Raw genomic sequence first — 21,027 nt, forward strand, 5'->3', positions numbered from 1 at the left:
TCACTCAGGCATGGATAAGGTCCGCGATCTCGCGCGAGATGGCGTTGAAGTCGTGTTCGATGGCGAGCTGTGAAAAGATGCCTTCGAGCGTCGGTAGCTCCATCAACGTGCGCAGGCGTTCGATGGAGTCGTCGGCAACGACCTTGCCGCGATGCAGAATAACGATGTGCGAGCAGATGCGCTCGACCGTCTCGAGCTCGTGCGAGCTGAAGAGCACTACCTTGCCACGGTGCGCCAGCTCTTCGATCAGGCTACGCAAAATGAGCGATGAACCAACGTCAAGACCAGAAAAGGGCTCGTCGAGAAGGACGAGTTCCGGGTTGTGCATCAGAGCAGCCGAAAGAAGAATCTTCTGCCGCATCCCTTTGGAGTAGGACGACATGGGAACATCACGATCACCATAGAGCCCGAAGAGATGCAACAGGCCACGAATGCGTTCGATGGAGAGGTTGCGTTCCATGTCGCGAAGCTGCGCGACCATAACGAGGTATTCGATTCCGCTGAGGTGAGTGTAGAGATGCGGTTCTTCAGGAACATAGCCCATGCACTGGCGATAGGCCATAAGATCGACGCCGATAGGCTCATCATGAAAGAGGATCTCGCCCGAGCTGGGTTGGATGAGACTGGTAATCATCTTCATTGTGGTCGACTTGCCGGAGCCGTTGGGCCCGAGGTATCCAGTGATCTCACCAGGACGCGCAACGAAGCTTACGTTATCAACAACCGTAAGACTGGAGTAACGTTTGGTGATGTTGCGGAGCTCAAGCATTGTCGGCCCTCAGTTCGCTGCAGGAAGAGTGGAAATAAAAGCGTTCATCTCGCGTAGAACGTCGGCTTCGTTCGAGTTGAAGACGTAGTGATCCGCATTTGGAATACGAACGACATGAGCGGAAGGCGCCTGGCGCTCGAAGGCTGCGATCTGATCTTCGACATTGCGCTTATCGTTAGCCTCCATCGCGGCTCGCGCCTTCGGATCGTCTTTCATCCTTTGCCCGAGATTATGGGGCGCAGCAAAGATCACGAGTGCAGGAGCACTAATGCTGGTGAAGCGTTGCTGGCCAAGCATGATCGCAAGACCGGCAGGAGGAGGGGACGGACGAGACCCACGCGGCGGTGGTGGAGGTATATCCTCCATGCTCTGTCGTTGCACGATCGCTTCTTTTTCAACGAGCTTGAGATTAGCGATCAATCCGTCGAGCGCTTTCATCTGGTCTTCAGCCATAGTAGGGCCAGGAAGGATCTGATTGAGCTGCTGGCGCAGGTCGATCGCGTCGATCAGGAAGTTACCGTTCACCTGGTCATACATCGCGTATGGATAGCCCGCGTCGAGATAGATAAGCCCCGCGATCTTCTCAGGATGAGCGTTGCCGATGTAACTAAGCTCTTCGCCTGCGACAGAATGCCCGGCGACAACAGGTTTGTTGAGATGGAGAGCGTCGATAACAGCGAGCACATCTTCGCCGAGACGTGCGGCCGTATAGTTCGTCGCATCCGGTATCGGAGCGCTTGAGACCCCGAAACCGCGGCGCGTGATTCCGTAGACGTGATAGTTGGCCGTAAGCTTAGGAGCGAACTTATCAAAGACGTGTGCATTGTTGCCTAGCCCTGTGAGCAGGACGAGCGGCCTGCCGGTGCCTCCCCAGTCGAGGACCTCGAGCTTGACGTCCTTGTCCACAGGAATCATCTGCACAGTGTGCGGCGAAGGATCGATCTTCCACGCCGTCTCTTTCGTGGCGCGCTCGAAATTCAGCGGTTTCGGAGAACCCTGCGTCGCAGTTCCGGTGATCGTATTGCCATCTGGGCTCAGTACGCCCTCGTATGAAACGTGGAGGCTGTCGATGGTGAATTTCAGTGTGGGGTTCGCAAAGGAAAGCGTTGTGGTGTGATCCGGATCGGGACGCTGATCGATGCTATAGACCGTTCCCTTGAGCCCACCATCTGCCGCCTTATCGATCTGAAGGACGATGCGGAGCTTCTCATTCTCTTTGAGATTAAGCGTGCCTTGCCAGGTCCCGGCAATCTCCTGGGCATGAAGCGCCAACGAGAACAAAACAAAAGCCATCAGCCTGACAACGTTCATAACGCGATGCTGCATGGGCCTCTCCTTTTGAGATACCTCGAGCCTGGTGATCCTCGTTGCGATTCAGCGCCCGCCTGTTGGAATCGATGACAGAAGTTTAATGGGCGTATAGAGCAAGCCATTGATCGAAACCGAAACCTTCGGCACGACCATGCTCATAAACAGTGTGAGACTGAGTGTGCAGCAGAGAATCACGAGTGTGGCCTGCGCATACCGTTCCGCAGGAATCGCGGAATCGACCTCACGGTAGATTGGCCCTGCGGCTTCCACTTGCTGGACTCGCGGCCGAACGGTCTGGATGGCGATGGAGCATATGCCATCGAGAACGAGGCGTGGAAGGGCTGCTCCATTGCGCAGCTCTTCCTCGAAGATCCACAGCATCTCCGCGCCGAACTCCTCGCGGAAATTGCGCGGGTGCAGATAAAGGATGGCGCGGTAGGCAAGACGAAATAGATCTCTCATGCGTTGCGCGGCCTCCTCATCCGCAGACGCGATTGCGCCTCGATAACGATGCTGTGCAGTCGGTCGATCTCGGCGGAAAGTACGGCACGACCTTCCTGGGTGAGGTGATAGAAGCGACGATCGTCTTCGTTGTCTTTACGACTATTACGCGGAGCATCGATGACCAGCTTCTGATCCATCAGCTTCTTCAGGTTGTCGTAGAGCGTACCAGGACCAACACGATAACTGCCTTGTGTCTGACGGGCGATCTCCTGGATGATGCCGTAGCCATGCAGGTCTTCGTTGGCCAGCGCAAGAAGAATGTACTGGGCTGCGGTGGAAAGAGGCGGGTTTTTGGAATCGTTCTTCATAGCTCCCTCTAGTCGGGACAAGACTATATCGAATTCCGACCTTTTTTGGCAAAAATATTTTTTTAGGGAGGGCTCAAAACTAACGCTGTGCAGCCACCAACAGAAACATCGGTCGCTCAAGCTCTTCTGCAAGTTCTGGACGAGAAGCGATCTGTTCATCCGTTGGACGCCACTCTTCGACATGGGAGAGGGTGAATCCCGCTTGCAGCAGGAGGTTCAGGGTAGTCCCCATCATTCTGTGTTGTTTAAGAACGCCTTTGGCAAGCCAATCAGTAGTTCGCGGACCTTCCATCAGATACTGATTGAGCGGCCAGGTCTTGCGGCCATCCCGATCGAGGAGCCACTCGGGATGGGTAGGTGCCATATAAATGGGGTGCTCGATGGAGAAAACCAATCTGCCGCCCGAAACCAATGCACCGTGTATGGTGCGGAAGAGCCGCGGGAGATCCACCACATAGTGAAATGCCAGAGAGCTGTAGACCAGATCGAAGGAAGCCTGCGCGAGATCGAGTGACTCAAGGTCAGCCCGCTGATAGGTGATGTTCGCGTCCGAAGTCATCACTTCGGCGCGAGTGAGCATCTTTTCGGAGATGTCGATTCCAAGAACGCGGCCAGCACCGTGTTCGCGTGCCCATCGGCAGAACCATCCGAACCCACAACCAAGATCGACAACACTACCGCCATGGAGCGGTGGCAGGAGAGCACGAAAAGAGGACCACTCTGGAGCGCCATCCAATCCCTCAAGGGACCGGCGCATCTGACTGTAGCCGACAAAGAATTCTTCGCGATCGTAAATGTTCTGGGTCATTCGCCGGGATGCTCCTTCGCAGCGGGAAGGTCAGGTACGGGGTCGAAGCCGCCTTTGGCAAAGGGATGACAACGAGCAACGCGACGTAGCGCGAGCCAGGATCCTTTGATGGGTCCGAAGCGCGTCAGCGCAACGTAGGCGTACTCCGAACAGGTTGGGAGATAGAGACACTGCGACGGACTGAACACATGCAGCACAGGCGAGAGTACAGATTTATAGAAGCGGAAGAGCACACGGACTGCGAAACTGGGTTCAGAATCGGACATAGCGGCTCTGCTTTGATTGTAAGCGTGATCTACACCTGCAAAGACTGTCAGGCGTTCGGCTTGCCGACCAGGGTCTTCTGAATGCCGCGGAAGACCTGGGCAATCTCGCGATCGAGCGTGGCGAAGTCCAGATCGATCACGCTGCGACGAGGATGCAGAACCACATCTACCGGGCCTTCAAGAATCGCAACATTCCGGCGAACGGCCTCACGCATCCGGCGCTTGATGCGATTGCGATCGACAGCCTTTCCCATCACTTTGCCGACAGTAAGACCAACGCGCGGAATCGCCTCTTCCGAGGTATCAGGTTCGCGCAGCGCGAAGAAGTAACTCATCTGTCGCGAAAACTGTTTACGACTGGCCTGGTACACGCGCTGATAGTCAGCGTGTTTGCGAAGACGAAAAGTGAGCGCCATGAGATCGATTGGGACGTCGGAAACAAGCGCCCTCAAGGTTAAGTCTATCGCGACTGTAGAACGCTTACATTGAAGAAGGGCGCGAGAGTTCCTCGACCAGCTCCTCAAGCTGGCGTCGCCCACGATCGCTGAGCCGAAGAATCTGAACCCCGATTGCCCCCGTGGATTGAATACGCCGCACGATGCACAATGCGCGAAACGCGAGCCGGTTTACCTCAAAGCGAAGTTCCAGTTGATCGCCCACTCCATAATCGGTCGTCCGATGAGGCTCAATCAGACAGCCTTCAAGACATAGGTTGAGTATGCGGCCCCTCCGCAGGTGCCAGCCCAGGATGCGAAAGTCGATCGGACCGGCACAGGAATAACGCGGGCTTCTTCGCCGTTCTGGAAACCGATTCATGGGACACGTAGATAGAGTTGCCCTCTGTTTATCGGCAAAAGTGCGCAGAAGTTGAACCACCAGAAAGAGAGCCTGCCGTAATGGCAGGCTCTCTTCAATCTTTCTGCTAAGACCTATTTCTTCTGTCCGGGAGCAGATTGCTGACCGTGGCTGCCTTGACCAGGCGAAGTATACCCACCCTGACTAGGACGGTTGCCCTGCTGGGTCTGCTGACCCGTACGCGAGGGATTCTGCTGTTGTTGCTTATCCGGCATCCCCTTGTTTGGATTCTGCTGATTCGGTTGATTCATTTGGATTTCTCCTATGGGCCGGCGGAGCACCTCGTTCGCGTTCGCGGCACCGGTCCAATCCATAAGATGGCAGATCGACAAGGGTGCGGTTGCCTTCATCAAAAGGCAGCCTGTTGAAGCATGATTCTGTTGAATTTATGCAGACGCCGTCTTTGTAAACCACAAAAGCTCATGCATCTTGCAAATTATTGGGAGGGGGAGGAAACGGAGGCGCAGGACAGCGCCTCCCATCTGAAACTAGTCGCGATAACCAGCGCTGACCGCGATCTTGTGGCGGCCCTTGGCGCGGCGACGGCTAAGAACAGTGGCGCCAGCCTTCGTCTTCATGCGGCTGAGAAAGCCATGGGTCTTCGAGCGGCGGCGGCGGTTGGGTTGAAAAGTACGCTTCGGCATGGAACTAAACTCCTAAGGGTGGGCAGGAGACAGTCCTCATCCCGCCAGATCTTTTTCGCTATAGCAGCAATTTCTGATTGTACCCGATCGGACGAGATTTTCACAGGGGTTTGTGTTGCGACCTCCAACGAATTGCTCTTCATTGGAACAGGACGGATCCCTGGCAATGTTTCTAACTGTTTGCATTCATTACAGGCAGTCCGTGCTTTGAAGACAGACTAGCTCTGTTTTCGTTCATGCTTTTCTAGCGCAGTTAAGATTCACGACGAACAAATTTTGATCAGCAAATCGAGAAATCGGTTGAGCATCTCGTCTGTCACTTTCTCGTTGAGTCACAACAAGACACAAAGGCATCGAAAAAACTTTGGTCACATCGAAAAGAAAGAATCGGATTTCGGCAATCGATTTGCACCGCTCAAGTGGGGCACACAACGTATCACAAAGATGCCACTGGGTGTAGAGACAAATGGGTTCGAATGAGATAGTTTTTTTCGCAATACAACGAAGGTTTTACATGTCTTCACCGTGAATGGTGCAACTGATTTTTTTTCCGTGGCAACGCTTGAAAAGGGTCTGGTTTTCCGTGCTACTATCGAACCCGATTCGTAAGAAGTTTTTTCGCAGGTCCAACAGTTCCGCACTCTGGCTTACGTTGCACTACTCCTCTTCACGATGCATGTGATGGATGCGTACGGAAGAGAATTCTGGCGAGACAGAACCGTCACCACTTGCCCTTGTGGGTGAGAAGGACAGCTGTTTTGCTGGCTTCAACTTTTTTGCCGAGGACGATATCGCAATAGTGCGGACGGTTGGTGATGACAGGGAACAAATAAAAGGAATTTAAGAATGTCATTCGTTCCGACGGCTACCGCCGTATTGAATTACTGGGTTCGCATTCTCGCCGCGCTCGAGAAGAAGATCAATCGTCAGTCGTACGAGACATGGCTGAAGCCGACGCGATTTTCTCACCTTGAAGGCAAGAAGCTCTTTGTGCGGATCCCCTCAACCGACTTTCAACACATCGGTGACCGCTACGCCGACCTGATCCAGGAAGCGATCGACAACCTGGGGCTTGAGGTCGAGACTGTAGTGTTCACCACTCCCGAACAGGACCCGCGCGTTCCCAAAGTTCGCGAAGATGGCGGCTTTGCCCCGGTCCCAAGCCATAGCCAGAACGCGCCCCGGCAGACGCGCCCGGGATCGCTCATGTCGGGCGCCCCAAATGCGCCCGCGCCAGAGCAATCGCGTTTCGACTGGAACACGGCATCGCAGTTGAACCCCAAGTACCAGTTCGACTCCTTCGTCGTCGGCAGCGGCAACCAGTTTGCTACCGCCGCATCCCAGGCTGTGGCAGAGCGTCCCTCGAAGGCCTACAACCCGCTGTTCCTGTATGGCGGCGTAGGAATGGGCAAGACCCACCTGATGCACGCCATCGGCCATGAGGTAAAGCGCCGCCAGGCGCATTCGTCCATCTGCTACGTCAGCGGCGAGAAGTTCACCAACGAGATGATCGACTGCGTGCGCTATCAGAAGATGACCAGCTTCCGCGACAAGTTCCGGAATGTCGACGTACTTCTCATCGACGACATTCAATTCCTTGCCGGCAAGGAGCGTACGCAGGAAGAGTTCTTCCATACCTTCAATGCGCTGCATGAGTCGATGAAGCAGATCGTCATCGCCAGCGACCGCCCTCCCAAAGAACTGCCCGACTTTGAAGATCGCCTGCGCTCGCGCTTCGAGTGGGGTCTCATCGCCGACATTCAACCACCGGATCTCGAGACGAAGGTCGCTATCTTGCAGAAGAAAGCGGAGAGCGAACAGACGCCGCTCCCAACCGACGTAGCGCTGTTCATCGCCTCCAATGTGCGCACCAACGTGCGCGAGCTAGAGGGCGCGCTGGTACGGCTCATCGCATGGTGCTCCATGCATGGCGTAGAAATCACGCTTGCGGTCGCTCAGCAGTGCCTCAAGCAGTTCATCGATACGCAGGTTCGCAAGATCACGATTGAGACGATCCAGCGCACCGTCGCCGAAAGCTTCGGCATGCGTGTGGCGGAGCTGAAGCAGAAGAACAACTCGAGACAGATCGTGGTGCCACGGCAGATCGCAATGTATCTGGCCAAGCAGTTGACGGAAGCATCCCTGCCCGAAATCGGACGACAGTTTGGTGGTAAGCACCACACCACCGTGATGCACTCCATCGGAAAGATCGACGAGCAGCGACGCGCCGACAAAGATCTGAACCGAACCATCAATAAGTTGATGGAAACACTCAGCTAGGGATCCTACCCGCAAGCCCCGCGGTCATGCGACTTGCGGGGCTTTTTCGTTTTTCCGTTCAGAGAAGTTTGACCGAAGAAACCTGCAGAACGTCGCCCTTCACCGTTCCATCGACATCGACCCGAAGATGGTCCTTTTTATCTGAAGCTTTGAGCTCTTCGGTGATCTTCTTATTCCCTGCGGCGTCGAACTTCAGGAAGTGCTGATCTTTGGTTACGATTCCGTAACCGCTGGCAACGCACTTCAAAGCGCACTCGCGAGTGTGTGAATCGGGATCGGCAGCAACTTTTTTGGAACAGTTGACATCGACCACCGGCACATCCTTGTAGCTCTCGGCAGCAGCAAAGGCCGGCGCCGCACAAAGAGCCGCGAGCGCTAGCAGTGAAGTCAGTTTTTTCATGGTTGTCCTCCCTTTCAGGTTGGCCGGTACGAGCTTACCGGGGCGTAACAAGCGTTGATGGTGCCTCCACATTTGGGCGCAATACATTGTCTTCGTGCAGGATGGAAAGCTGTGAAAGTGCAAAGGCCCCGAGAGCGATCTCTACGTCTCGCATTGCCAGGTCGTAGAACATACCAGTAGTAAGCAGATTGACGGCAATGGCCAGCAGCCATGCCATAACAAGATAGCTCCCAATTCGTGTCCAGCGGCTCAATACGAGGATGCCCGCCAGAATCTCGACAACACCCACCGTTCGCATAAAGAAGGTCGCGCTGACTGGAAGAATCTTGGTCGCAAGTGGGCTGAGATACATACTCCAGTCGGTGAGTTTATTGAAGTATTTGTCGATACCGGTCACGATGGGTCCAACTCCCAAACCGATCTTTAGTGTCCACCAAGCCAGTTCGAGAGGATTCCGAGGACGACTCTTCAGGTTTGTCATTGTTTTAGCCTTCTGCTTAACAGAGCAGCAAACCAAAATTTGGTTACACCGGTTCAATATGTCTCAGGCGCGGCCTGTTCGAGAAAATCGGCGTGTAACCTTTCTCTCGATCCGTACTCTCTGTTAGATGAGGATTATGGAAACGACGGCAAGTCTGGAGCGGGCAATTTCTGAAGATTGGACGGACCAGCAGGTGGTCGATCAGGTAAAGGCTGGAAACACAGCTCTTTTCGAGATCATCATGCGACGTTACAACCAACGACTTTACCGTGTAACCCTTTCGATCCTGCGCGATGGCGCGGAGGCCGAGGATGTAATTCAGGATGCATATGTGCGGGCCTATCAGCATTTGGATCAGTTCGCCGGACAGGCGGCGTTTTCTACCTGGCTGACCCGCATTGCGATTCACGAGGCCCTGCGGCGGCTGAAGTTGCGTCAACGCGACCAGCAGATCGCGGAGTTCCAAACCAATGAGGAAGAATCCATGAGCATAACCGAACCATCCCTCGACCCGGAGCAGAGAGCATCGATGCTGGAACTCGGTCAACTTCTGGAGGAAGCGGTACTGGAACTCCCAGGCCAGTACCGCAGCGTCATCATGCTTCGCGATATCGAAGAGCTGAGTACCGCTGAAGCCGCTGCTGCACTGGAACTTACGGAAGAGAACGTCAAAATTCGCCTGCACCGTGGGCACGCAATGATGCGCGATCGTCTTTACGCTCGGGTCGGCTCTCAGGGAAAGACCGCGTTCCCTTTTATGGGATCTCGTTGCGACCAGGTGGTAAAGAGAGTCTTCGCCAAATTGCTCGAATTGAACGCGCCCTAACGCCGCACAGCATCCACGACCCGTACAAACTCGTTCAGGGGACATGCATACTTCGGTCCCGGATCGCTGCATCCCGGCACGTACACCGGCGCAATGGAAGGTTTCTCTGCTCCTATGAGTGGAGTCAGATTACGAATCTGTTCAAGCGTCTGGGCAATGAAGAAGACCTGTACCGTATCTGCGTTTGTGCTGCTGTTGTGGTGCAACTCGAAGACTAGCGCCGAGCCAGGAGGCGTGGCATTGAAGGTCTCATCGCTCACCATCCAGTCCATGCGCAGCAATCCACCGAGCCACGTCAGGTTCGCATCGTGCGCCGAAAAATACACTAGGCGCGGCGTTTTCACCCCTTCCTGCAGAAACGCGGCAATCTTCTGCGCCATGGGCCCTGCGGCTTGTTGTGCGTAGTAAGGCGTGCGCAGCATGAAATCGTGATAGCGCGTATTCATCTCCATCAGGTCATCGAGCTTCGCGCGATCGACGCGGCCCCAGCCCACCTGGTCCATCGGCATCCCTTCGACGTATTGGAGTAGAAAGTTCTCTGCGAAGTCTGCTCCAAGAGAGGCTGCATTCTCCTTTCTCGCATCTCTCGGAATCAATGCACCACGGCTGGAGCCCTGCGCCTGCATCATGCTCTGCGGTTGTGCTCCGGGTTCGAGCATCATGGCGCGAAAGTCCGGAACCTGCTTACATCCATCGCATTTCGTCAGCACATCGTGCATCTCTGCCAACGGTCGCCCAAACGCGCGTGTAAACCACTCCGGATCATTTCCCATTCGGCCGTTAATGGCATCGGTCAGCTTGGCTTTGTCGATCGAAGGTGGATCGGAAGTAAGATCTGCCATGACTTTTATGTCGCAGCTTGGCAAAACAGCGGACATCACCGCTTTAGCCGAGCCAATCGTGCGTGGTGTGTTCGTCGACTCCACAGCTGCATTGTTGCAACCGTTTAATAACGCGGCATAACGTTGCTGATAGAACTCGCCCATCCGCTTCAGCGCATCGACGCCATGTGGCGTAAGCATCCCTGGCTGCGTTGGCCACTTCGGCCATGGCTGCGCGTTAAAGACTCCAGAGCGCGTCTCGTTCTCGATCGGTGTGCGAACCCCATGGCGCGCTACGATGACAACCGCGCGAAGCTCTTCCTCATTCGAACCCTGTCCAAACGAATACAGCGCTGAGAACAGCAACACTACCGTTACAAGCATCCTGGAGAACATCTGTCTTAGCCTCGTTTCCCCTGCGAGGTCAGTTTACGCAGCCTCTCTGCCGCCCGTGTACTCGCTGGAGTAGAATTTCCGCTCCGGCCCTAATAATCAAAAGACAAATTGAAAGAGGAACAACATGAGCACCACCGCTTCCACTGTTACACCTGAACGCATCATGCAGTTTGCCTGGGGTTATGTTCCAACCATGGTTCTCGAGGCAGCGATTCATCATCGCGTCTTCGATGTTCTCAACGAAAGTCCGAAGACCCTGAAGGAGACCGCCACTGCAACCGGCGCATCCGAACGCGGACTCCGCGCCATCATGAATGTCCTCGTAGGGCTGAATTTTCTGGAAAAAGAAGGCGATCGATACAAGTTGACGCCAGAGAGCGATGCCTTTCTTGTCAGCACAAAGCCCAGTTTTCAAGGAGGCCTTCTGCGGCACACCAGTGAACACCTGGTTCCGAAATGGCTTCGCTTGAACGAGATCGTTAAAACCGGAGGGCCTGGAGCAGGGGTCAATCAGGAGAGTGATGGCACCGCTTTTTTTCAGAGCTTTGTGATGGACATCTTTCCCATGAGCTATCCTTCGGCCACCACACTTGCTTCACATCTCGCGCTCGAGAAGCGTAGCAAGCCCGTCGAAGTTCTCGACATCGCCGCCGGATCCGGCGTATGGGGAATCGCGCTCGCGCAGAGCGCGGAGAATGTCTCCGTCACCGCCGTCGATTGGGAAGGCGTACTCCCGGTCACGCAATCCTCGGCAGACCGTTTTGGACTCCTCGATCGCTTCTCCTTCATCGCAGGTGACCTGAACAAGGTCGATTTCGGGACTGGATATGACGTCGCCACTCTGGGACACATCCTGCACAGCGAAGGCGAAGCCAAGAGCCGCCACCTCCTGCGCAAGGTCTTCGATGCGCTTGCCAGCAAAGGCACCATCGCCATTGCAGAGTTCCTGGTCAACCCAGACAGAACCGGCCCCGTCGGCTCGTTGATGTTCGCCGCAAACATGCTCGTGAACACCGACGAAGGCGACACCTACTCCTTCGAAGAGATCAGCCTCTGGCTCAAGGACGCCGGTTTTACCGACATGAGGCTCCTGGACGTTCCCGGCCCCTCTCCTCTCGTGCTTGCAACCAAACCATAAGTCGTTGCTTCTTCGTAGTACCTGTCAGTCGAAAGTCAGCCCCTTCACTTGACCTTTCGTCGGGGCTGACTCATCGTAATGGCTGTTATGTCATGGATACGATACGCAGCCTGGGCTATCCTGCTGGCACCGCTGTGTGCAATCAATGGGGCGGCTCCGCGCATTCCGCATTCGCAGACTCCTCGCATGCGCGCACTGCCACGGCTGACAGTCTGGGCATGGGAGCGCCGCGAAGATCTACGCTCTCTCGACCCACACACCACCGCTGTCGCATATCTTGATCGAACCATCACACTTGATGCGCGTGGCATCACCACGACACCGCGGCGCCAGCCTCTCCTGTTACCAGCAGCCGACAACCTCACGCGGATTCCCGTCGTCCGCATCGAGACAGCTCCCGGCGCACAGTTGAACGACGATACTGCCGAGATCACCGCACGGCGCATCCTTGAAGCAGCCCTGCGCAACGATCTGGAGGCCCCCGTCCCGGCCCTCCAGATCGACTTCGACGCAAAGCTCTCCGAACGCCCCTGGTACCGCACGGTCCTGGAACACACGCGACAGGAGCTGCCTCCCGCCGTGCCGCTCTCGATGACGGCGCTCGCCTCCTGGTGCAGCTATGACGGCTCCTGGCTTCGCGGTCTCCCCGTGGATGAGATCGTGCCGATGTTGTTCCGCATGGAGCCGGATCGCAGGCAGTTTGCGCCCAACGATCGCCCTGCCATCCCGCAGCAGTTCGCTATTCGTGAGTCCGCCTGCATGGGCTCCGTAGGCATCTCCACTCGTGAGGCATGGCCGCGGGTACTCGCGGGCAGGCGTGTGTATGTCTTTCCAGATCGCGGTTGGCAACGCGACGGACTTTCCGAAACAGTGAAGGAGTTATGGTGAAACAGAAAAAGATGGCGGTTGCTGTAGCGATTGCGACCCTCGCAGTGGCTGTTCCGCTGATTGTCGTCATCGCTTGCGGCCCAGACTTCGGGCCCGATGTCTTCGTCCCGGCTCCCCACCCACAGAACCCCGATGTCTTCGCGAAAGGCCATCTCGGTGTCCTCCAGCCCAGTTACTGGCGCGCAGACAAGGTCGTCGCTTATCGCTACCTGGTCGGAGGCAAGCTCAGTGACGCCGAGCGCGCAGCTTATGCTCCCGCCACAGAAGCGACAAAGCCGTACAACCCGACGACCTGGCAGCAGCAGTACGATGCCCAACAGGCGGCGCTTCCCGTAAACCAGTGGCGTGCCGCACGCGCAGCCGTCCTTAAGGTCGATCTCAAAGGCTCCCCCGAGATCTCTCAGGACCGCTCCCTCGGGACCAAAACCAACGACGGCTTCGAGCTGGACCCTGTATTGAACTGCCCAAACGACGCCTTCCTGACGGCAAAGGCAACACTCGAATCGCGGACAAAGCAGTGGGGCCAGGGTAGCCCCGCCCTGGCGGAGTGGCTTCGCGGACAGGATGCCGTCTTCTCCAACTGCAGCGCCTCCGGCCAGATCCCCTCGCCTCTGCCTGCCAACGCAGTGCCGCTTCTTCGCATGGATCGCGAGTACCAGATTGCAGCAGCGAAGTTCTACGCGACCGACTACGACGGCGCAATCTCGGGCTTTGAGGCCGTCGCCAACGATGCGGCCTCACCCTGGCATCCGTGGGGCCAGTACCTTGCCGCGCGCGCCGAGGTGCGCAAGGCAGCCAAGGCTGCATCGCCTGCACAGTACGGAGACATGGCCGCCTTCGATAAGCCTCTGTTGGAGCAAGCGAAGACGCGGTTAGAAAAGATAGCCGCCAACCCAGGCGACCCACGCATCAAACATGCCGCCGAGGCGGAGTTGAGCTTTATTCAGGTTCGACTCGATCCAAAGCAGCGACTGAACAATGTAGCGACTGCCATCGCGGGCCCCGCACCCGATCCCGACTTCGTCCAGCACCTGGCCGATCTGCGCTTCCTTGCCGACCATGGCGTTCAGAGTGACGCCGACCTGATGCTCTGGATGGATGCTCTGCCAGCTCCTTCTTCCGATACATCCGAGAAAACCGGGCCCAAAATCGACTCCTTAGCCGAATGGCGAACCCGGCAAACCACGCCCTGGCTGGTAGCCGCTCTGATGTCGGCAAAGCCAAACGGTGCAGCAAACGCCGAGCTGTTACGCGCCGCCGCGAAGATACCGGCATCTTCACCTGCCTACACCTCGGTAAGCTATCAACGCGTGCGCCTGATGATCGCCGCAGGCAACACCGCTGAGGCACGCAAACTTGCGACCAGCGTAATCGACGGGCTGAAAGGCGACGATACAACGGCAACACGGAACGCTATGCTTGGCCTCCGCATCCAGACAGCGACCAGCTTTCCAGAGTTCCTCGACGATACTCCGCGTTCCGTCCTCAATTGGCAGTCGCAAGCCGCCTATGCCTCCAATGCCATGAAGAGTTCACCGTTCACGTTCGACGTAGACACCGCGCGGGCCTTCAATCGACAGCTTCCGCTCTCGCTCTGGGTTGAGGCCGCAAAAGCGAAAGAACTTCCCGAGCGTCTGCGTGGCGCTGTCGCCATGGCTGGATGGCTCCGTGCCCAGGGACTCAACGACGAAGCGACCGTGAAGGCCCTCGCTCCGCTGCTTCCTTCTGCTCTTTCGCAGGCAGTAGGCGATAGCATGGGATTCCCAGCCACCCTCGCCCTCCTGCGCAATCCAGGCCTTCGGCCCTACCTGGAGCAGGGAGCCCAGCGCTCGTTTGCTCCAGGCAGCCTCGAAGAGTTTCGTGACAACTGGTGGTGCGAGAAGTGGGGTTCCGGCCCGCGCGCTTTCGACCAGCAATACAACCCACTTACCTTGCCGCCTTTGCCGCTCGTCTTTCTGACCGCGCCCCAACGCAAGGCGGCGGCCGACGAACAGGCAAAGCTAAACTCCCTTTCTCCGGGTGTCGTCTGGGTAGGCCACCGCGCGCTCGATTATGTAAAAGCACACCCGGACGAGAAAGACGCTCCCGAAGCTCTCGCTCTGATCGTTCGCGCAACGCATTATGGTTGTTACACCGGAGATGAAAAAGCAACTCCGACCATTGAACAGAAAACTCTCAGCAAAGAGGCCTTCACGCTGCTACACCGGCGCTATCCCAAGACAAGCTGGGCCGCGAAAACCCCTTACTACTACTGAGATTTTTGTTTTTAGAAGTGCCATTTCGACCGAAGGTCCGCAGGGCCGACGTGGAGAAATCCCCGTATTTTAGTTTCCATTCGGGTGCCGGGTGCCCATATCTGGCAGTTTTATCGTCAGATGTAGGTCCATTTGTGCACCGCGCGAATCGTGTCAATACCCGATATAAACGCCCCGCTGAATCCACTCCCCTTTACCCAACTCCCGCAACATAAACTGTGCAACATCGGCTCGAGAAATATGACTCGAACCCGCAGGCAGGGCATCCCCATCCACCCGAATTCTCCCCTTTGCGGTTCCATTCGTCAGCATGGGGGGCATTACCATCGTCCAATCCAACCCGCTTCTTGAAAGCAGCTGGTACTGCACTCTCTGCTCTTGCACCGGCCATTTTAGGAACAGTGTGTACACCACGTTCTCGACAAACCAGCGACGCCACGCCGGCTGCTTATCCAGCGAATCCGGCAACGCCCCCGCTGAGCCCAGCGCGATAATCCTGCGCACTCCCATCTCTTGCATCGCCTGCACGATCACCGGAACGGCCCGCGGAAGTACATTCTCATTTCGAAGAGGCGAATGCGCTCCCAACGCGGAAAAAACCGCCTCGGCCTCCTCTAGGGTTTCCTTAACCGTAGGCAGCTCGAAGACACTGCCTTGAACGACCCGAACCGTCTCCCAAAATTTAAACGCATCCGGATTACGAATTAACGCCGTCACCACATGCCCTTCTTTTAGGGCATATTCGGTCAACAAACGACCCGTCGCTCCGTTGGCTCCAAAGATAGTGACTCTCACGCCCCCTCCGATTCAGAACCGATTATCCTCTGTCTTCTCCCATAGATGTGCAAAATAAGAATCATTAAAATGATTGATTCAAAAAGCCTTATCTCGAATTCCCACGATCCGCATCAAGTCTTCTTCGCACTGCGAGAGAAACGGCTGTGGACAACAGGGATAAACACAGACCCTATTCAGGGTTTTCGATGCGTCTTCCCGGTATTCCTGCTTTTCCTCACCCAGTTTCCTAAAACAGGACACACATCTAAATAACTGATATCAAGATAGATGGGATAGTTATCCACTTTTCAGACGACAACGGTTATGACGGCGATCTATATCTCCTGTTTAAGAGCTTTTCTCTAGAAGCATTCCCTCGCGCAGCCCACCTTCAGCTCCCAATCCGCACTCTCGCATCCGGTCCTATTTGCCACATACATGGTGCAGCTTTCCACAGGCATCTTGGCTCGCGCAAAACCGCTCCGCACCCTAGAATCGAGCTGTCGCTTCTAATCTTTCAGTAGGCCGTAGCGTACCGATACAATTCGGTGTAAAGTTTGGCCAATAGCTCTATGAAACAGGGTTAGTTGCGAGCGAAAAGACAGCGCGACGGGAGAAAAACACTGTGACCACCGCTACTCAGGACTCCGAGATGACCGCCAATCAAGCCCCAACGGGCAACCTCGAGATCACCGTCTCACGCGCGGAGTTACTGCGTGAGCTGACGGCCGCTCAGTCCGTGGTCGAGCGCAAGACGACCATCCCGATCCTGTCCAACTTTCTCTTTGAGGCTACGCAGGACGAAGGCGGTGACCGCCTCACCATCACCGCAACCGATCTCGATCAGAGTATGAAGACCAGCTGTTCCGCGCGAGTCAAGAAAGCCGGCGCATGCACCATTCCTGCTCGCAAGTTGTATGACTACATCAAGCTGCTGCCTGAAGGCGACATCTCCATCAAGCTGATGGATAACCACTGGGTCCAGATTCGTGCTGGCCGCTCCAACACCAAGATGGTGGGCATGGCGCGAGTCAACTTCCCCCAGGTTCCCGAGTTCCCCGCCAGCGGCGCTGTAAAGCTGCCCGTGGCCGGTCTCAAGAACCTGATCTCCAAGACCATCTTCTCTATCTCGAACGAGGAGTCTCGTTACACCCTCAACGGTGCTCTGCTTGTCCTCAAGGTTGAATCCATGGCGATGGTGGCCACCGATGGCCACCGCTTAGCGCATATTGAGAAGTTGGGTGAGCAGCTGGAAGGAATCCAGGGAGAGAAAAAGACCCTGATTCCGCGCAAGGCCCTTGGCGAACTCGCTGGCCTGCTGTCGAATACCGATGCCGAATCTCTCGAGTTTGCCGATGATGAGCAGACCCTCTTCTTCCGGGTCGGCGGACGCGTACTGACCAGCCGCAAGCTCACTGGCCAATTCCCCAACTACGAGGCTGTGCTTCCGCGCGACAACAACAAGTTTGTCATCGTGCGCTCCGAAGACCTTATGGGCGCGATTCAGCGTGTCGCTCAGTTTGCGGACGAGCGCTCGGGAGCCATCAAGATTCGCCTCGAACAGAACGAGCTGAAGATCTCTTCTTCCTCAACCGATGCTGGCGAATCCGAAGATTCCATCGAAACCCCTTACAACTACGATCCTTTAGTGGTAGGCTTCAACAGCCAGTACCTTCTGGATTTTCTAAAGGCAATTGGTAACACCGGCGAGGTCAGATTGGAGTTCAAAGATGCCCAGTCTGCTGGTCAAATGCGTCCCGAAGATGGAAATGAGGACGTAAAGTACCGGTACATCCTGATGCCGATGCGCATCTGAAGTCCTTTCCCACCCAGGGAAAATAAAAAGAAGGAACCCTCCGGCAGACATGCCATGGGTCCATTTTGTATCTGTCCTCACGCTTCATCGAAGGCGTGGTGACAACACTTTGCGAAATCAATAAAGAAATTTAGGTCCGGCAGTAGCTTTTCCACTCAGAAAGCACGAGGTGGAGTTATGCCTTTCCAGTTTGAGGTCGTCCGTCCCGACGACCTTCTTCGACTGACTTTTCAGTGCGACAACCTGCGCCTCGACATCGACCATCCCGACGCCCCGGCGCTGGTGGTAGACAACGCGCACCTTCCCGCATTCCTGACCGTCTTCTTTCCTCCCCAGAGCATCACCGAGACCGCGTTCTTCGAATCGAGCCTCGTCACGCCGGACGGCAATAAGCCAGATCCCGACGGCCCTTCGACGGTCTCCGAGCCTCTCCCCGGTGCAGGAAATGTAAAGGCGCGCGTCGCGCATCCAAGTCGTCTCGTCTTTAAAATTCCAGCGCAGGCACGAATCCCCTACACGGTCGAAGGTGTTCTCGATTGGTCTGGGCTTGAGCTTAGCGTCAACCCTATTGCTGCGGTTCCTCCCAATCCCACGCAGCAACAGATAGACGCCGCTCCTTCGATTGCATCTCCAAAGCCGACTGAGACCGCGCTTGAGCTTCCCTATCGGTTGACCATCTCGCCCAATGCAGCAGTTCGTTGGGCACATCGGCTGGAACCCTTTACCTCGCGTGGACGCACAGAGCTTTGGCATACGCGCCTGCAACTGGCCACTACGAGCGGCCCCGTGGAGCTCTCCGAGGCGAACCCCGCGCCTCTGCGTGCAATCTTCTCTGAGGACTACAACGCAATTCATCCGCCCGCGCCCACGCTCAAAGATGCCGATCTCGGGCGCACTGCAATGGCGCCGAACGATCGTCACCAGATCGTGATCCTGACTTCCGCATTTCATGGATACGAGGTCGATGAACAGATCCTGATTCCATTCGGGGGAGGTATTGGGAACCGAATCGCGTCCATCAAGGGCCTCCCGATGAAGTTCACGGTTCCCTATGTACCGCAGCCCTTCTTTGCCGACCAACTGATGTTGTCCTCGCTTGGCGGATGGCTGACCTCACGCGGCCAGTGGAATCCTCCACGAACAGCGAAGCCGAAACAGCCACCCGTCTTTCAGACTGTCGGCGACCTGCAGACAAAGTTCTTCAATACCCTTCAACTCCCGGAGCGCAGGCTCGCTTCTCGCACAGTCTCTCTTCCGGTAAATCTCACGGCCGTTCCCGTGAACCCTGTAGTCGTCGAATCTCCTCCTTGGCTCGGCGGTATTCTCTTGCCTCAGCCGGAACAGGAGCAGCTCGATCTCTCCGAGTGGGCCCACATCGCCACCCAGGGACGCGATCACTACGTGCGCATCGTTTACGAAGGTGAGTTGTGGCCCTTTCGCAACCGCGCCGCGCTCATCAAGGTGACAGAGCGAAAGTTCAAGGAACAGAACGGCGTCGTTGTGGCCTACCTGTTCCAGCACATGTTTATCGTCGTGCGCGAGCCGCTCAAGACCTTTGCTTTCAGCGACCGCGGCATGCCCTACAAGCAGGTGCGCCTCACAACTCTCGTCACGCCCGATATCGCTGATCCCTCATTAATCGCGGGAACCCAGCGCTCCTTCTGGGTGGAGGTCACAACAGGAGCCTCGAGCCGCGCGCGCTTCAAGTTTCATGCCATCGGCACAGATGTCGCAGGCAATGAGACCGACTTCACCATCCCGATGATGTTTGTCTCCATCCGCGAGAATGCAACCAACCGCGCGAATGCAGCCACGGCGTATAACTCCACCAAGACGGCCAATGATCTGACACAATGCTCTGCCATTGTCCCTGGCCAGAAGATCGTCTTTGCGGAGCGCAACGCAGCTAACCCAACCGACAACACTCAACTCGTCACCGAAGCGATCAACTTCGTCATGGATACAGCGGGCAATGCTCCCGCCATGTTGAAGGCCGACGTAAAGATTCCGCAGGTGCAGCAGCTTCTGGGTAGCGATTCTGCAACTACTATTCGTTACTTCCAGCAATATGTGAAGAGCGGCATTGATGCAAAAACCGGCGTCTTTGCCGAGATCGTAAAGGAGGACTTCAGCAAGCTCTCCAGTGGCGATCTTATCAACGGTCTGGTAGCGAATACGGTCGGAGTTGAGTTTCAGAGCAACCAGGCAGGCGGCTTTGCCACTCCGAATCTTGGCATATCCTCGCTCACACGCGAGCTGGGTCCGCTGGCCGGAAAGACCGCCGATGCGCTGATCGACAAGTTCGATCCCTCGACCTTCTTCCAGAAAGGAATGGCGCAGCTCTTTGGCAGCTTCGATCTGACTGATCTGCTGCCCTCCAGCAGCATGGGGACAAACGCCCCCAAACTGCGCACCTCGTCTAAGGACATCGCCGGAGGCAAACTCCTCATCGCCACGCTCGATTGGGAGCCGGAGGTCCAGAACGTCGATCTCGGCGTCGCAGCTTTCGAGAAGGATTATCAGGGCAGAAAATCCAAGCTGCTCATTCATGGTCGTATCGAAAAACCGGTAACACTGAACAGCCTTGGCAATCCGGTAGCGCAGAATGTTACCGCCGATTTCGATGGAAAGCTCAATGACTTCCGCGTGAGCGTTCTGAAGTCGGTCTATCTCAACTTCACCGAGTTCGGTTTCACTGCGAAGAGCAAGTCGAAGGCTGATGTTAGCGTAAAACTCGATCCAGCGAGGCCGGTCGAGTTCGCTGGCGATCTGAAGTTTGTCGAAGAACTGCGGAAAGCCATTCCTCCCGATCTCTTCGGCGATGGGCCAAGCCTTGATATCTCTCCAACGGGAATCCGCGCAGGATTTGCTTTTGCGTTGCCTCCTGTTGCGGTGGGCATCTTCGCTTTGAAAGATGTCAGCCTTGGCGCGGCACTCACGCTCCCCTTTTTAGATGGCAAGCCAGCCTTCGACTTCAACGTCTCCGAGCGTGCGCATCCCTTCTTGCTGTCGGTCGCTATCTTTGGTGGCGGTGGATTCTTCCATCTGCAGATCGATACTGCGGGCATCAAGCTCGTGGAAGCTGCCTTCGAGTTCGGCGCATCCGCGTCCATCGACCTTGGAGTCGCTAGTGGCGGTGTGCAGATCATGGCCGGAATCTACTTCAAGCTGGAACGCCAGGATCCCGGCAACCAGCTAGCCCCCACCCTATCTGGCTATCTCAGGATGGGAGGTTATCTCAGCATATTGGGCCTCATCAAAATCTCTCTCGAATTCATGCTGAGCTTTACCTACCACGGAGCGAAGGACAAGGCCTATGGGCGTGCCACCCTCACCGTCAAGATCGAGATTCTTTTTTTCAGCAAGTCGGTGGAAGTCACCGTCGAAAAATCATTTGGTGGCCATAGCGGCGACCCGAAGTTCCTGCAGGTGTTTACCGATGCGCCCGTATGGGCCGAATACGCGGGGGCGTTCGCCTAAGAAA

Annotated in this window: 21 protein-coding genes; 7 read left to right on the forward strand and 14 right to left on the reverse strand. The window is 56.1% G+C overall.

The window, feature by feature from the left end; all coding sequences use genetic code 11:
- Positions 1 to 4: 4 nt before the first annotated feature.
- The 10 genes from H7846_RS01365 to rpmH form a co-directional block, all read right to left on the reverse strand.
- Entirely contained in the window at positions 5 to 769 is a 765-nt protein-coding gene (locus H7846_RS01365) for an ABC transporter ATP-binding protein (protein WP_186694632.1), read from the reverse strand.
- A gap of 9 nt (positions 770 to 778) precedes the next feature.
- Positions 779 to 2,095: an alpha/beta fold hydrolase gene (locus H7846_RS01370; RefSeq protein ID WP_255460767.1), complete on the reverse strand. Its 1,317-nt coding sequence runs from the start codon at positions 2,093 to 2,095 to the stop codon at positions 779 to 781.
- Between the two features lie 48 nt (positions 2,096 to 2,143).
- A complete protein-coding gene (locus H7846_RS01375; protein ID WP_186694634.1) occupies positions 2,144 to 2,542 on the reverse strand; it encodes a hypothetical protein in 399 nt (132 codons plus the stop codon).
- Positions 2,539 to 2,892, reverse strand: coding sequence for a PadR family transcriptional regulator (locus H7846_RS01380; protein ID WP_186694635.1), 354 nt, complete (start codon positions 2,890 to 2,892; stop codon positions 2,539 to 2,541). The genes H7846_RS01375 and H7846_RS01380 overlap by 4 nt, the downstream gene beginning before the upstream one ends.
- Positions 2,893 to 2,971: 79 nt before the next feature.
- The gene (locus H7846_RS01385) at positions 2,972 to 3,700 is read right to left on the reverse strand and encodes a class I SAM-dependent methyltransferase (protein ID WP_186694637.1); all 729 of its coding nucleotides are present in this window, start codon (positions 3,698 to 3,700) and stop codon (positions 2,972 to 2,974) included.
- Complete coding sequence (gene yidD, locus H7846_RS01390; RefSeq protein WP_186694639.1) at positions 3,697 to 3,966, reverse strand: membrane protein insertion efficiency factor YidD; 270 nt, start codon at positions 3,964 to 3,966, stop codon at positions 3,697 to 3,699. Before yidD ends, H7846_RS01385 begins: the two co-directional genes overlap by 4 nt.
- Before the next feature lie 47 nt (positions 3,967 to 4,013).
- Entirely contained in the window at positions 4,014 to 4,382 is a 369-nt protein-coding gene (gene rnpA / locus H7846_RS01395; protein WP_186694641.1) for a ribonuclease P protein component, read from the reverse strand.
- A 64-nt stretch (positions 4,383 to 4,446) separates the two neighbouring features.
- Positions 4,447 to 4,782, reverse strand: coding sequence for a PilZ domain-containing protein (locus H7846_RS01400; protein ID WP_186694642.1), 336 nt, complete (start codon positions 4,780 to 4,782; stop codon positions 4,447 to 4,449).
- Positions 4,783 to 4,895: 113 nt separating this feature from the next.
- The gene (locus tag H7846_RS01405; protein ID WP_186694644.1) at positions 4,896 to 5,072 is read right to left on the reverse strand and encodes a hypothetical protein; all 177 of its coding nucleotides are present in this window, start codon (positions 5,070 to 5,072) and stop codon (positions 4,896 to 4,898) included.
- 237 nt (positions 5,073 to 5,309) lie between these two features.
- A complete protein-coding gene (rpmH, locus tag H7846_RS01410) occupies positions 5,310 to 5,465 on the reverse strand; it encodes a 50S ribosomal protein L34 (RefSeq protein WP_186694646.1) in 156 nt (51 codons plus the stop codon).
- An 846-nt stretch (positions 5,466 to 6,311) separates the two neighbouring features.
- Here rpmH and dnaA point away from each other — a divergent pair.
- Positions 6,312 to 7,745 (forward strand): chromosomal replication initiator protein DnaA, encoded by a 1,434-nt coding sequence (gene dnaA / locus H7846_RS01415; protein WP_186694648.1) that lies wholly within the window; start codon positions 6,312 to 6,314, stop codon positions 7,743 to 7,745.
- Positions 7,746 to 7,803: 58 nt separating this feature from the next.
- Here the strand turns inward: dnaA and H7846_RS01420 are convergent, their stop codons facing one another.
- Together H7846_RS01420 and H7846_RS01425 are read right to left on the reverse strand one after the other, a co-directional pair.
- Positions 7,804 to 8,145, reverse strand: a complete 342-nt coding sequence (locus H7846_RS01420; protein WP_186694650.1) for a hypothetical protein — start codon at positions 8,143 to 8,145, stop codon at positions 7,804 to 7,806.
- A 34-nt stretch (positions 8,146 to 8,179) separates the two neighbouring features.
- Positions 8,180 to 8,626: a hypothetical protein gene (locus H7846_RS01425; protein WP_186694652.1), complete on the reverse strand. Its 447-nt coding sequence runs from the start codon at positions 8,624 to 8,626 to the stop codon at positions 8,180 to 8,182.
- A gap of 136 nt (positions 8,627 to 8,762) precedes the next feature.
- On the opposite strand from H7846_RS01425, the gene H7846_RS01430 reads away from it, so the two are divergent.
- Positions 8,763 to 9,452: an RNA polymerase sigma factor gene (locus H7846_RS01430; RefSeq protein WP_186694654.1), complete on the forward strand. Its 690-nt coding sequence runs from the start codon at positions 8,763 to 8,765 to the stop codon at positions 9,450 to 9,452.
- Here the strand turns inward: H7846_RS01430 and H7846_RS01435 are convergent.
- Entirely contained in the window at positions 9,449 to 10,669 is a 1,221-nt protein-coding gene (locus tag H7846_RS01435) for a histidine-type phosphatase (RefSeq protein WP_186694656.1), read from the reverse strand. The genes H7846_RS01430 and H7846_RS01435 overlap by 4 nt on opposite strands.
- 124 nt (positions 10,670 to 10,793) lie before the next feature.
- Here H7846_RS01435 and H7846_RS01440 point away from each other — a divergent pair, with 124 nt between their 5' ends.
- From H7846_RS01440 to H7846_RS01450, 3 genes are all read left to right on the forward strand, one after another.
- Positions 10,794 to 11,807 carry a methyltransferase family protein gene (locus H7846_RS01440; RefSeq protein ID WP_255460768.1) on the forward strand — a complete coding sequence of 338 codons (1,014 nt, stop codon included), beginning with the start codon at positions 10,794 to 10,796 and terminating at the stop codon, positions 11,805 to 11,807.
- 87 nt (positions 11,808 to 11,894) lie between these two features.
- On the forward strand, positions 11,895 to 12,695 hold the full coding sequence (locus H7846_RS01445) for a hypothetical protein (protein ID WP_186694658.1): 801 nt from the start codon (positions 11,895 to 11,897) through the stop codon (positions 12,693 to 12,695).
- Positions 12,689 to 14,950: a hypothetical protein gene (locus H7846_RS01450; RefSeq protein ID WP_186694659.1), complete on the forward strand. Its 2,262-nt coding sequence runs from the start codon at positions 12,689 to 12,691 to the stop codon at positions 14,948 to 14,950. The genes H7846_RS01445 and H7846_RS01450 overlap by 7 nt, the downstream gene beginning before the upstream one ends.
- Before the next feature lie 153 nt (positions 14,951 to 15,103).
- On the opposite strand, the gene H7846_RS01455 is transcribed toward H7846_RS01450, so the two are convergent.
- The gene (locus H7846_RS01455; protein ID WP_186694661.1) at positions 15,104 to 15,745 is read right to left on the reverse strand and encodes an NAD(P)-dependent oxidoreductase; all 642 of its coding nucleotides are present in this window, start codon (positions 15,743 to 15,745) and stop codon (positions 15,104 to 15,106) included.
- A 634-nt stretch (positions 15,746 to 16,379) separates the two neighbouring features.
- Between H7846_RS01455 and dnaN the strand changes: the two genes are divergently transcribed.
- Entirely contained in the window at positions 16,380 to 17,543 is a 1,164-nt protein-coding gene (dnaN, locus tag H7846_RS01460; RefSeq protein ID WP_186696116.1) for a DNA polymerase III subunit beta, read from the forward strand.
- A gap of 177 nt (positions 17,544 to 17,720) precedes the next feature.
- Positions 17,721 to 21,023 (forward strand): hypothetical protein, encoded by a 3,303-nt coding sequence (locus H7846_RS01465; RefSeq protein WP_186694663.1) that lies wholly within the window; start codon positions 17,721 to 17,723, stop codon positions 21,021 to 21,023.
- Positions 21,024 to 21,027: the final 4 nt, after the last annotated feature.

Origin of the sequence: Edaphobacter sp. 4G125 (genome assembly GCF_014274685.1) — a bacterium.
Lineage (GTDB): Bacteria > Acidobacteriota > Terriglobia > Terriglobales > Acidobacteriaceae > Edaphobacter.